Source organism: Candidatus Nitrospira neomarina (assembly GCF_032051675.1).
Lineage (GTDB): Bacteria > Nitrospirota > Nitrospiria > Nitrospirales > UBA8639 > Nitrospira_E > Nitrospira_E neomarina.
In genome coordinates, this window is the sequence record NZ_CP116968.1 from 4,263,824 (window position 1) to 4,276,720 (window position 12,897).

The following is a 12,897-nucleotide window of genomic DNA, read 5'->3' on the forward strand; positions in this document are numbered from 1 at the left end:
TTTCTTAAGTCTGGGCCACGCATTTCTTTATCGCTTGCAGCATGAAGTAGGCGAAGAGTTCTGGCTTCTTTATTAAGGGGTATTTACTGGCAAGGTCATTGTAAGCTTGTTGTAGATAAGGTATCAAATCATTTGGGCTTGAGTGTAAATTCAGCCAACTTTCACAATCAACAATAAGGCATTCGGCCTCAATGGATTTAGCCCCCATTACTTGTCTCCGATAGATTACAGTGGCTGCAACTCGAATTGATGTAATGTCCATGATACCCATTCCTTCCTGATTAAGTTTTGTTAGCCAGTCTTCCAGGTGCAAAAGCAGGTCGGGTACTTGGTTAAGCGTGTCCAACGCGTCGACAAAATCATCTTTTGAATAGCCGTGTTGCCGGCGCACTTCATCGGGAGTTTTGCATGTATCGGTCCGTGCACCAAGAGGACTAATTTTTGCCATTAGCGACTCAACGAGCGCGCGCGCTTGGCCTGCATGGAGAGGGCTTCGTTTTGTCAGAAAAGTGTTCACTCTTCCTACAAGGTATGTGCCGGGATCATTGACCGGAATGTTGGTCCGCTCAATATGGATTGCAGATAGCTTGATGGCCGGGTCTCCTGATGCTCTGATTGTTTTTAAACTTTTTGACAAAAGCTCACGATGGTCTTTAGCTAATGAAAGGAGTGCGCAAGGTAAGGACGTTGCTGCATTCGTGCCATCTTCCAAAGGAAGATCGCATCCAGCGTTAGATACAAAATGCCCAGTACTTTTTAAGGTTTTGAATGCAATTACACTTCTATAGAGTTTGCCGAGGGGGCTGTTTTTGACTTTTATAAGGGGCACTTTTTTTGTTGAAGAGCGTTTGCCAGGAGTTTTAGGCGAAGGCAATGCAGTTAATTCAGCCCATTTCCACTCATTCCGATCTTTCTTTTTTACTTGGTATATGCAAATAGTTTTTGGTGTTATGCAGGAGTCCAAGACTGCTATGTCCTGGAGAGCTTCAAAAAGCAACAAAAAATCTTCGGCGTTTTCTTCTTCAAGCTCGACTATTTTCATCATGCCCCAGTATCGCTGGAAATCGACACCTTTCTGGTTATGTCCTCCACCGACTTCTGTAAGATCATCGCGATTGATTACTTCCAGAATTTCGGAAAGAGAGTCGCTAGGCATGGGTTACAAAAAGTTCCGTATTATTTTGATGGAACTGAGAAAATTAATTCGGTGCCAGGAGTATATTCCCTTAAAAAAATTCTGGCAACGAGACGGGGAAAATACATTTCGGTGGTTCCTGGAAATACTCTTCTGTAGAGATCGGGGATTTGAAACTCGCGGGGCTGGAAAGCCTTGAGGCAGTAAATTTCACAATTTCAGTAATGCTGAATGGGCAGAAGTGATGATTTTGGATTTATTGCCAATCTGAGTCCATTTTGATTCTGCTCATGGCAGGCTTGGCGAAGCATCTGTCCAAGGAGAGCAAGTTTGGCTGGGCTCGGATCTTTCGTTTCATTCAAGATGACAACTTTTCCCGGATACGCATTTCCAGTAACTTGTTAGGGTTGGTAACTCTCAACGAATCACTGGCAATTCAATATGGGACGGCCGATCGAATGTGTGCCAGATTTCCCAGTTGGGTGCCGGGCCATCCAGGTTTGGAAATGTTAGTTGTCGGCTCCTGCCAGGGCGATTCGGTTGCGAGACCCTGTTTGAATTTATAGGACGTCGGAAGCAACTCGAGTAGAGGCTTGAGGTCAGTTTTCCCAACTCAATGTCTAGAAAATTCGTCGCGGACGGTGGCGATTTTTTCGTTTCTTATGCGTTAAGCCTGGCGGTTTGCCGTGACGGCGAGGCGAAATCCTAACGCGTGGAGGAGGGCATCGAGGCTTTTGAGTTCAGGATTGCCCCGTTCGGAGAGTATTATGTACAAGCTTTCGCGGTTGAGCTTGGCCTTTTCGGCCAGTTGGGCCACCCCGCCCTGAGCTTCGGCCACATTCCTTAACGCCAGCAGGAACAATTCGGAATCTCCCTCCTCCAGCGCCGCATTCAAGTATTCTTCCGCCTCACCGGCATCACGCAGACTTTCAATCAGGTCTGGTTGATAAGCTTTGCTTCTTTTCATGGCCTCCTCCTGTATTCGTTCCCATATCGGGACTGTTGAAAAAAGCCGCCAACGGCGTTCTCGCCATTTTTCCGTGCTCACGTACTGGAAGTACGCTCTGCGCGCAAAAATGACTGCGGCCTTGCTGGACGAACTTTTTTGAACCGCCCCGAGGCCTCTGATAGGCAACGTGCCCGTGGGGCAAGATGCCCTTGGAAATTATTATTATTCAATACGCCCATATCGGTTCGCTTGTGGTTAATCCTACAGAATATAGGCCTGATTGCTCATTCATGGAAGTATATGAAAGGTTCGTCTCCTCCGCTCCGACGCCTGCCGGCTGGCCCAAGGGAGGGACGCTCTCCTCAGTAGGCGGGCCTTGTCTGAGCTCTGCGAGTTGGACCGCCCTCTTAAGACTGGCGTCCGTTCGCTCTCCTAAGGCCAGACGGGGCGTCAATGGTTTTGGGTCCTTTTGCCGAAACAAAAGGGCCTCGTTTGCCGGGGCGAAACCCGGCAACACAGAATATCACGAGGTTGTGAGAGTAGGGCAAATACGTGGAATGGACTCCCTTGCCAACACGTTTTACGTTCAAGCTCTAAGAGGGATTCTCGACGATGTAAAACGGGAGTGTGATTTGGCTGGGCTCAGATCTTTCGTTTCACTCAAGATGACAAATTTTTAGAGTACGCCTTTCCCACATCCTTTTAGGGTTTGGTAAATTTTAACGGACTACCGGCAGTTCAATGTGGGATGGGCGGTCGGGTGTGCGCCAGATTTCCCATGTGGGTGCCTGGCCCTCCAAGTTCTGGAAATGATCCTTGTCGGCTCCCGCCAGGGCGATCCGGACGCGATGCCCTTTTTTGAATTGGTAGGACGTGGGAAGTAACTCGACTAGCAGTGGCACCACTTCACCTGGAATGAGCGGGGCGGCATCAGCACGGCGAAACGTGTGGACGGAGAGGGGACCTGTCGAGGTGAAGATGGTGTCGCTTGGTTGCCATTGCCGATGGATGGCCCGCAACTCGCCTTCGGTGATGTAATGCACGTCTCCTTCGGGTGTAACATCTTCCAGGTAGACGAAAAGATTCGTGTCTTGAGTGGTGGCAGAGAGGTAGACGGTGGCTACGGGATGCCCTGTGACTTCGAGCGCCTCCGAAAGCGGCTCCGAGGTATAGAGCAACAAATCCTGGTCGCGTTCTTTCCGATCGGGGTAGGGATCTTTCAGCGAAATTCCCACTAGTGTGTTCCATCTGGAGTGTTTACCGGTTCCCGTCGTGAGATCCACCTGGTATCGATCTGGCTTGTTTGGTGCTTGAGGAGCATTTATCGAGAGCCCGCCTTCTTGTTGGAAATACATTGAAGTGGGAGTGGACTCAGGGGGCCAGCTTGTCGATGTTTTCCATCGTTCTTCGCCCATGGTGTAGTACCGGATCGGTGAATCATTCGGGTTTCTTGTGGTCACGCCCTTCAGATGGACATCGAAAAATTTGAGCAGTTCAGCCGCATGGTCGAATGGCGCCGGTCCAAGCGCATAGGGGCTGATCCGGCGTTTGCCTCCGTGGTCCCATGGTCCGAGCATGAGCCGATGCGATGGTTGTTTGTGGTGGAGGTACCGTTTGATGGCGGCCAGTTGATATCCGCCGTCAAACCACCCGCTGTAGCTGTAGATGGCTGCGCCTGATTTGGCAATGTCGTCGGCATAGGTTTGCGTGCTGAGAGCGTCGATGTTGGCGGCCTGTCCCGATGGTGGAGGGTCATCCCGAAAGACAATTTCCGAGGCTTCCCGGTATGGACTCCAATTGGTCTTGTGGTCCTGTAGGGCGAGTGACAAGAGGTCAAGGCTCGCATCGCCATCCACCGGCCGTACTCCACGAATAAAGAAATTCGCGATGATGCCACCGTGGGGTAATCGATTGTGGTCAAGACGATGAGTAATCGCACTCCAGGTTTCGGTAAACCAGTTGAGGTGGATGCCACCTGGAAAGATTATTTCGGAATAGAGATCGAAGCCTGAATACATCGGGGCAATGGCTTTGACAGCCGGATGCTGATTGACGAGTAACATTTCAGCGGTCCCGCCACTATAGGAAATACCCATGGCCCCGACCTTTCCGTTCGACCAGGGTTGGGCAATGATCCAGTCCACAATTTCTGCGCCGTCTTTGATTTCCTGAGGGGAATAGGCGATCGGTCTGGTCCCGAATGACGCGCCGGAGCCACGCACATCTACATCGACCCACGCATAGCCCTGTTGAAGGAATCGTTTGGCATAGGTCCCGATGAGCCCTCGGGGACCGTCATCTTTGAAGGCGGAGACCAGCCATCGATATTCGATCGCCCGCCAATACCGGGTTTGATGTAAAAGGGTGGGAATGGTGTGGCCTGGTTTCAGTCCGTCGGGGAGATAGACATCCACTGCAATCTTGACCCCGTCCCGCATCGTGAGATACTGCGAGGTACGGTGGAATGTCCCGTCTGGCTCTCCAACGCTGCTAGCTGAAGAAGATGGACCGGCTGCCGCCGGGTCAGAATGCTCAACGGTATTTGGCGCACAACCTGCGAAGAAAGGGAGTGCCAGCCAAAGCATGAAGAAAGCCCATACACAGAAACGCTTCGGCATAGGGAGATAGGAGAAACGGCTGGTAGATGGGAAATGGAGATTGGTTCGTCTGAACATATGGAGTGAACGGGTCTTGGTTTTACAGCATTACCATGGTAATCGGGAATTCATCTACTTTGGATTTGCCAGAAAAACGATTGCTGGTGAACGCGTCCAGGTGTTTTCCCCCATTCTCATATCGACGTGAATTTCTGTGGTGCCGGGTTTCGCCCCGGCAGGCGAGGCCCTTTTGTTTCGGCAAAAGGGCCCAAAACCATGGACGCCCCGTCTGGCCGCATTAGAGGGGAGAGACGCCAACTATGGGGAGGGCGGTCCAACTCGCAAGGCTCAAACAAGGCCCGCCAGCGGATGAGAGCGTCCCTCCTTTGGGCCAGACGGCAGGCGTCGGAGCCGAGGAGACGACCATCTCAGTGACTCCCATCGAAGAGCGACATAGATGTTCTGACCTAAATATCAATGGGTCATGATAACAAGAGCGTGAAGAGAAGGAGAAGGCGATGGCCTCTTTGTTTGGACATGTGATACTGGCGTATGCCATGGGCAAAAGTCTGAGGACTTCTTTCTACACGGCAAGGTTTTGGTGGTTCACGATGGCCTGTTGTCTTTTGCCGGATGCGGATGTGCTGGGACTGGTGCTCGGCATTCCGTATGAACATATATTGGGGCATCGTGGCCTCACGCATTCCATTATGTTTGCCATGCTGGTGGGTGTGGTGGTGCCCCGGTGGGCTACTCCAGCGATTGCGTTTGGGACCAGACCGTATTGGCTGATTGCCCTATATTTCTCTCTTGTCACCCTGTCCCATGGGCTTCTGGACGCTCTGACCGATGGTGGATTAGGCATTGCCTTTTTTGCGCCATTCGACTCGACCAGGTATTTCCTGCCACTGAGACCTGTATCCGTCTCGCCCATTGGAATCTCGGCCTTTGTCTCCCATGAAGGATTTCGAGTGCTCCTCAGTGAACTGGTGTGGATTGGGATACCTGTTGGGGTCTGGTTGCTGTGCCTACGCGTCATCAGGAAGACGGAAGGGAAGGGAGTTTAGTGGGACAACAGAGACCGGACTTTTATCCTGGCTATCAGGTAACATTGCGCGTTCTCTCGCTGGAAATGCTTTTCGTATAATTTCAGGTCTGATGGCGTCATCCTCTAAAAAAGTTATCTACGCAGCGTTGATCGGCAATGCCTTAATTGCTGTCACGAAATTCGCGGCTTCGGCGATGACCGGCAGTTCGGTGATGCTGGCCGAAGGTATCCATTCACTGGTGGACACCGGCAATCAAGGGCTTCTGCTCTATGGACTTCATCGCGCCAAACGACCGGCTGATGAGCGCTACCCCTTCGGGTATGGCAAAGAAATCTATTTTTGGAGTTTTGCGGTGGCCATTCTGGTCTTCGCCTTGGGCGCGGGAATTTCTCTGTATGAGGGCGTGTTGCACATTCTCCATCCGGAGCCGATTACCAACCCCATGGTAAATTATATCGTCTTGAGTCTCTCCCTCGTCTTTGAGGGTGCCGCCTGGTACCTGGCCTTCCGTGAATTTACCCGTGCCAAAGGAAAGTGGTCGTATTTGGAAGCGGTTCAACGAGGCAAAGATCCGACCATTTTTATGGTTCTCTTTGAAGACTCGGCGGCGGTGCTGGGCTTAGCGGTGGCTTTTGTCGGTATCTGGTTGGGACAGGTCACCGGTATTGTCTACATTGACGGCATTGCGACCTGTATTATCGGATTGATTTTGGCGGGAATCGCCATGTGGCTCGCGTATGAAACCAAGGGATTGTTGATTGGCGAAAGTGCCAATAAGGAAGTGGTCCAGAGTATTCGCGACATGGCCAGACAACTTCCCGGTGTGGAGCATGTGAACGAAGTCTTGACTATGCACATGGGGCCCAGTTTTATTTTGGTGAATCTGAGTGTGGACTTTCGGGATGGCGTGACTTCGGAGGAGGTCGAGCGGGGTGTGGCCGGCCTGGATAAGGAGATCAAGTCAAAGCATCCCCTTGTTAAACGGGTCTTTGTGGAGGCCGAAGCCCGGCGGGTTACCAAGATTCCGGAATAATGCATCACGGTTTTTTGGGCGTGAGTTCGAGCAAGGATGGGGCATGAGCTCCGTGGGTGCTGGCTTGCCCCTTTACTCTATCCGCTTAATCTTTATCGGTGTTCTCGATTTCCAACACGACCGGGCAATGATCGGAGAGTTGCCGGTAGGCGAGCGGATAGTTTCCTCGAATGCGTTCACAGCCTGCCACGGCGCAATAGCCGGTGACCTGAACGGTGGTGACGGTGACTTCTTGCATCTCTTGAGGCACGAGCACATGATCCAGCCAGCCACCGCGTCCGCGAAAATAGTGGGAACATTGCGGATGTAAGGTCAGATCAACAAACCCGGGTTTTTCCTTGGCAACTTTCCTGCGCAGATTTTTCAGCTCGGAGTCTCGCGATTGCCAATCGCCCGCGCCCATCGTATTGAAGTCGCCGAGAAGAATCACATCCCGGTCGCGAGCGAGGAGGGGATCGATCGCTTCATCAATCCGGTTTAAGGCGTGATGCCGATCCTCCACGGCAAACACCGTGGGACCGGATTTTAAATGCAATCCGATCAGATGAAAATCAACTCCATGGGGTTCTCTGGCTTGTACCCACGCATATTGCCCTGGGCGTAATCCGTAGGTGCAGGCGTTATGAGCCGATTTTGCCCTCGCGTTAAACTGCCACAAGCTTTCAAACTGAGACAAGGACACGCGGGTGTCGTTCCACAACAGGCCGACATGATGGTCCTCGGGCCGGCCGCACGGTTGGCGATACCACCGCCATGTGTCTCCCGTCTGTTGATTCAGCGACGCGATGATCGTGTTCCAGGCTTTGGTGGCCTCTGGGGTCGCGAGACTTTCCTGGACCGCGAGAATATCAATTTGCATCCAACGGATCGCACAGATCAGCCAGTCGAGATCGGTCGGATCGGCATGATCCTCCTTTTGGTCTGTGGGCTGACCGATGGGAAACCATCGGATATTCCATGTGGCAAGCCGGATCTTGACAGAAGATTCCGCAGCCATACGGCTGCCTTGCTTGACGGCGGTCTCGCACTGATCCCGGCTGGCCCATACTTCGTGCTCTCCTCCTGCAGCAGTCTGAGGAGCTTCGGGTGTGGATTGTGGCTGTGGTTGCAATGAACCCGTTTTGAGATATTTTTTATGCACCCAGGCCGTTTTCCCATCTGGCAGGCGAAGGGAAAGCCATTGTCCATTCTGTGCAGTCTCCTCAATGGTAGCGCTGGTGCCCGTCGGGACATGCTTCAGATAGCTCGGGGCAGGGTTGCGATGGAGAGGCACTCCGATTGGTTTAATGGCTTCAAGAGTCACCGATTGCCCAACCTCAAAATCTTGGGCGAAGGTGATGGTCCAGCCACACATGGTGAACCAGCATACAAAGCCGAATGTAGAGAAAAGCTTATGCATGTCCTCTACTTACCAAAACTTGGGATAGAATACCAATCGGGGCCCGGAGTGCCTGTCATGCGGAAATAGGCCCTGAGGCGGACCTCCTTCTCGTTGTCTCCCGGTCAAAACCCATCAATGCGGAATAGACCTTTGGTGTTTTCGAAGTTGTCCTGGGGTCCCCGCTTCGTCACACCGGGCAGACTTGATTGAATGCCAAAGCGAGGTTAGTGTCTCGGGCCGGCCGGCCACGGGGTGGGAGAACGGGCCCGCCGTCCGCTTCGAGTATGCGATAATGAATATAACATTTAGACCGTAACCCCATGCACGTTTTTGAGGAGTCAGCCTGATGAGCCATTCTTCCATTAACCTCGACATCGCCAACCGCATCCCCTTGCAACCCATCGCCGAAGTGGCCTGGGAAAAACTCCAACTGGATGCGAGTCAAATCGAATTGTATGGGCGGTATAAGGCCAAAATTCCCTTAGCGTCCCTCCCGCCATTTCCGAACAAGCCGGAGAGTAAGCTTATTTTGGTGACCGCCATGAGTCCGACGACGGCTGGAGAAGGCAAGACCACGACACTCATCGGTCTGGTAGACGGCTTGAATAAGATCGGCAAACGGGCTGTGGCGGCCGTTCGGGAGCCAAGCCTGGGGCCCTGTTTCGGAATGAAGGGCGGCGGATGTGGGGGAGGGCATGCCCAGGTTGTCCCTATGACCGACATCAATTTACATTTCACTGGGGACTTTCATGCGATCACGTCTGCGCACAATATGTTGGCGGCGCTGGTAGACAATCATTTGTATTGGGGGCACAAACCCCAGATTGATCCGCGTCGGGTGACGTGGGGTCGGGTGCTGGATGTGAATGATCGGTCCCTGCGATCCGTGGTCACGGGACTTGGGGGAAAATCCAACGGATTTACCAGAGAAGCCCGGTTTGATATCACCGCAGCTTCGGAGGTCATGGCGATTCTGTGTCTGGCGACCGACCTTCAGGATCTTCAACAACGTCTCGGTCATATTAAAGTGGGGAGAACGGCCAACAAGGAAATGGTTTTTGCGAAAGATATCCAGGCGGAGGGAGCCATGACCGTGTTACTCAAGGAGGCCCTCAATCCCAATCTTGTGCAGACCCTGGAACATAATCCGGCCCTGGTTCATGGCGGTCCGTTTGGGAACATTGCCCATGGATGTAGTTCCGTCGTGGCCACCAAGGCTGCGCTGACTCTCGCGGATTACGTTGTAACCGAAGGAGGGTTTGGCGCCGATCTGGGGGCCGAGAAGTTTTTTAACATTAAATGTCGCCGATCGGGTCTCATGCCGGCATGTGCCGTGGTGGTCGGGACGATTAAGGCATTAAAACTTCATGGTGGAGCCAAGGAAAAAGAACTCGAACAGGAAGATCTGGACGCACTGCGTCAAGGGTTGCCGAATTTATTACGCCATTTGGAAAATGTGAAAAAATTCGGGGTCCCCACGGTTGTAGCCATTAACCAATTTACGAGTGATACCAAACGGGAGTTGGAACTGGTGGAACAGGCGTGCGCGGATCATGGGGTCAAAATGGCTCTGGCGAATCATTGGGCTGAAGGCGGCGCGGGTGCCGTGTGTTTGGCCGAAACCGTTCGTGAGGTCATCGAAAAGGAGCCCGCCGACTTTCGCGTGCTGTATCCTGATACGATGCCGCTGGCAGAAAAAGTGCGAATTATTGCCAAAGAGATTTACCGTGCTGAGGATGTGGAGATTCCGCCGGCTGTCCATGCCCGTTTCGCTGAACTCGAAAAAAACGGGTTCGGGCATTTCCCCATTTGTATGGCGAAGACGCAATACAGCTTTTCCACGGACCCTGCCAAAAAAGGAGCCCCGACCGGATTTACGCTTCCGGTGCGAGAGGTTCGCCTCGCGATGGGCGCAGGATTTGTGGTGGTCATTACCGGGGAGATGATGACGATGCCCGGACTTCCTCGCGTGCCGGCGGCGCAATCGATCGGCATCGACGCAAAAGGGAATATTGTGGGGTTGTTTTAGAAAGGAGCACGGGAACGTGACTGGCCGCAGGGGGTGTGCCGGTCGAGGAGATCAGTTTCCCATCCGGGCGAGCAGGGAAGCCCGTTCTTTGTCGCTGACGCAATTGTCAATCCACGGATAGAGGATTTTTTCTTCCTTCACATTGTGTGCAGTTAACACCCGAAGTAAACCTTCTTCCGCTTCCTCAGTGGTAAGGTCTCCCTCTGCAACTTTTGCCTGAATCTGTTCCAGAAAGTCCTTGATCTGCCGATGCTCATTTCGCATGACTCCGGTCGGCCCATGGTCTCTGACCATTTCCGCTTGAGCCTCAAAGACCGGAAAAAGAATTTCCTCCTCCCACCTGATATGCCGGTGCAGTCCGGTTAACAATTCTTGAAACAGTAATCGGGATTTTTGAGAATCCTGCTTCTTGAATGCTTGAAATCCGGTGAATATGTCATCCAGGCGGTCATGATCATGTCCCATAAACTCCGCAATGGTGGTGGTGGCCATACGTCCTCCTCTCTTGAAGGCGGTTTGTCCCGGATGTTCTTGGCGGATCCTGGACTGACCAGCATAACAGCGTCAAGGGGATCCACGGATCCCATCGGCCTGCCTCCCACAATCGCCTTGTGATACATTGACAAGATGCAAGCGACCAATACCTTTTCTCTCAAATCCGATTACACACCCAAAGGTGATCAAGGGAATGCGATTGCCGCGTTGACTGATGGCTTAGAGCAAGGGCTTAAGCATCAAGTGCTGTTGGGTGTCACGGGTTCGGGGAAAACCTTCACCATGGCCAATGTGATCGTCAATGTGCAAAAACCTACCCTGGTTGTGGTCCACAATAAGACGTTGGCGGCTCAGTTGTATCAGGAGTTTAAATCATTTTTTCCTGACAATGCCGTCGAATATTTTGTGAGCTATTACGACTATTATCAGCCGGAAGCCTATATTCCGACCACGGACACTTATATCGCCAAAGACTCCGCCATCAACGACACCATCGACCAGATGCGCCATGCGGCTACGACGGCGCTCCTGCAACGCAATGACATTATTATTGTGGCATCCGTGTCGTGTATTTATGGTCTGGGATCGCCGGAGGTCTATCACGACATGTTGTTATATCTGGAGCCGGGTATGGAGATTCGCCGGGAGCGCATTCTGGCCAAGCTGGTGGATATTCAATATTCGCGGAATGATCTCGAGTTGCAACGTGGGATGTTTCGGGCGCGGGGGGATGTCATTGAGATCTATCCCGCTTCGTCCGATTCGAATACGGTCCGGGTGGAATTGTTCGGCGACGAAGTGGAAGCCCTGTATGAAATCGATCCGTTGACCGGCCAGTCGTTGCGGAAGCTGCCGAAAATTGCCATCTATCCTAAGAGCCACTATGTGATTGCGCCCGATCGCTATGAACAGGCTATTACCGGCATTGAAACAGAGCTGGAAGAACGTATTGCCTACTTTCGCCGGACCAATCAATTGCTTGAAGCGCAACGGATTGAACAACGGACGAGATTTGACCTGGAGATGATTCGAACGATGGGGTATTGCCATGGGATTGAGAACTATTCCCGTCACCTGAGCGGACGGGCGCCGGGCGAGCCGCCGCCGACCCTGTTGGATTATTTCCCCAAGGATTTTTTGCTGATTGTGGACGAATCGCATGCCACCGTTCCGCAATTTGGCGGGATGTACGAGGGAGACCGTTCACGCAAAAACACCTTGGTCGAGTACGGGTTTCGCTTGCCCTCGGCGATGGATAACCGGCCCCTTAAATTTCCCGAATTTGAAAGGTGCATGAATCAGGTGGTGTATGTCTCCGCCACTCCGGGACCGTATGAACTGAAATATGCCGGCAAGGCGCTGGTTGAGCAGATCATTCGACCCACGGGCCTGATTGACCCCGTGATGGACGTGAAGCCGGCGAAAGGTCAGGTCGAACAGTTGCTCGGGGAAATCCAGCTGCGAGTGACGAAAGGGCAGCGGGTGCTGGTGACGACGTTGACCAAACGCATGGCGGAAGATCTTACCGAGTATTATCACGACCAGGGGTTAAAGGTGCGCTATCTGCATTCTGATATTAAAACGCTTGAGCGGGCCGACATCATCAGGGATTTGCGTAAGGGTGTGTTTGATGTGCTGGTCGGCATTAATTTATTGCGTGAGGGATTGGATTTGCCGGAGGTCAGTCTAGTTGCGGTGCTGGATGCGGATAAGGAAGGTTTCCTCCGGGGATATCGTGCCTTAGTACAGACAGCCGGGCGCGCCGCACGGCATCGCGAAGGCACCGTGATTTTGTATGGCGATGTGGTCACGGATTCGATGCGGAGGGCGTTGGACGAAACCGGCCGCAGACGAACCATTCAATTGGCATACAACGCCGAGCATGGGATCACGCCGGAAACGATCAAAAAACGCATCCACGATTTGGAGTACCAATTGGCGGAAGCCGATTATGTGGATGTATCGTTGGCGGCAGAAGCGGTGGCGGCATACGGGGGCGAAAAAGATTTAGAACAGAATATCGCCGCATTGGAAAAAGATATGAAGGCGGCTGCCAAGGCATTGGAATTCGAACGAGCCGCCCAGTTGCGCGATACCCTTCGTGTTCTCCGCCAAAAGCAGATCCAGGTCGGAATTTAAATCCAAACCACCGCCTTCTTTCATTCTCCCTTATTCAAATCCGGGATAGGGAACCGGTCCCTTTCCTTTTCGGTTGCCATGCCGGAAAGA

Annotated in this window: 10 protein-coding genes; 5 read left to right on the forward strand and 5 right to left on the reverse strand. The window is 52.6% G+C overall.

All coding sequences use genetic code 11. The features are described from left to right. Positions 1 to 4 precede the first annotated feature (4 nt). Positions 5 to 1,156 carry a dsDNA nuclease domain-containing protein gene (locus tag PQG83_RS18455; protein WP_312744198.1) on the reverse strand — a complete coding sequence of 384 codons (1,152 nt, stop codon included), beginning with the start codon at positions 1,154 to 1,156 and terminating at the stop codon, positions 5 to 7. 269 nt (positions 1,157 to 1,425) lie between these two features. Here PQG83_RS18455 and PQG83_RS18460 point away from each other — a divergent pair, with 269 nt between their 5' ends. Continuing rightward, positions 1,426 to 1,701: a hypothetical protein gene (locus tag PQG83_RS18460; protein ID WP_312744200.1), complete on the forward strand. Its 276-nt coding sequence runs from the start codon at positions 1,426 to 1,428 to the stop codon at positions 1,699 to 1,701. Positions 1,702 to 1,802: 101 nt separating this feature from the next. Here the strand turns inward: PQG83_RS18460 and PQG83_RS18465 are convergent, their stop codons facing one another. Continuing rightward, positions 1,803 to 2,102 carry an addiction module antidote protein gene (locus PQG83_RS18465; protein WP_312744201.1) on the reverse strand — a complete coding sequence of 100 codons (300 nt, stop codon included), beginning with the start codon at positions 2,100 to 2,102 and terminating at the stop codon, positions 1,803 to 1,805. Between the two features lie 701 nt (positions 2,103 to 2,803). Continuing rightward, on the reverse strand, positions 2,804 to 4,669 hold the full coding sequence (locus PQG83_RS18470; RefSeq protein WP_312744203.1) for a CocE/NonD family hydrolase: 1,866 nt from the start codon (positions 4,667 to 4,669) through the stop codon (positions 2,804 to 2,806). A 530-nt stretch (positions 4,670 to 5,199) separates the two neighbouring features. Here PQG83_RS18470 and PQG83_RS18475 point away from each other — a divergent pair. Next, positions 5,200 to 5,748 carry a metal-dependent hydrolase gene (locus tag PQG83_RS18475; RefSeq protein ID WP_312744206.1) on the forward strand — a complete coding sequence of 183 codons (549 nt, stop codon included), beginning with the start codon at positions 5,200 to 5,202 and terminating at the stop codon, positions 5,746 to 5,748. Positions 5,749 to 5,839: 91 nt separating this feature from the next. After that, positions 5,840 to 6,763: a cation diffusion facilitator family transporter gene (locus tag PQG83_RS18480; RefSeq protein ID WP_312744207.1), complete on the forward strand. Its 924-nt coding sequence runs from the start codon at positions 5,840 to 5,842 to the stop codon at positions 6,761 to 6,763. Between the two features lie 85 nt (positions 6,764 to 6,848). Here the strand turns inward: PQG83_RS18480 and PQG83_RS18485 are convergent, their stop codons facing one another. Beyond that, on the reverse strand, positions 6,849 to 8,162 hold the full coding sequence (locus PQG83_RS18485) for an endonuclease/exonuclease/phosphatase family protein (protein ID WP_312744209.1): 1,314 nt from the start codon (positions 8,160 to 8,162) through the stop codon (positions 6,849 to 6,851). 328 nt (positions 8,163 to 8,490) lie between these two features. Between PQG83_RS18485 and PQG83_RS18490 the strand changes: the two genes are divergently transcribed. After that, positions 8,491 to 10,173, forward strand: a complete 1,683-nt coding sequence (locus tag PQG83_RS18490; protein WP_312744211.1) for a formate--tetrahydrofolate ligase — start codon at positions 8,491 to 8,493, stop codon at positions 10,171 to 10,173. Between the two features lie 51 nt (positions 10,174 to 10,224). Here the strand turns inward: PQG83_RS18490 and PQG83_RS18495 are convergent, their stop codons facing one another. Beyond that, positions 10,225 to 10,665, reverse strand: a complete 441-nt coding sequence (locus tag PQG83_RS18495; RefSeq protein ID WP_312744214.1) for a hemerythrin domain-containing protein — start codon at positions 10,663 to 10,665, stop codon at positions 10,225 to 10,227. Between the two features lie 135 nt (positions 10,666 to 10,800). Here PQG83_RS18495 and uvrB point away from each other — a divergent pair, with 135 nt between their 5' ends. Further along, entirely contained in the window at positions 10,801 to 12,807 is a 2,007-nt protein-coding gene (uvrB, locus tag PQG83_RS18500; protein ID WP_312744216.1) for an excinuclease ABC subunit UvrB, read from the forward strand. Positions 12,808 to 12,897: the final 90 nt, after the last annotated feature.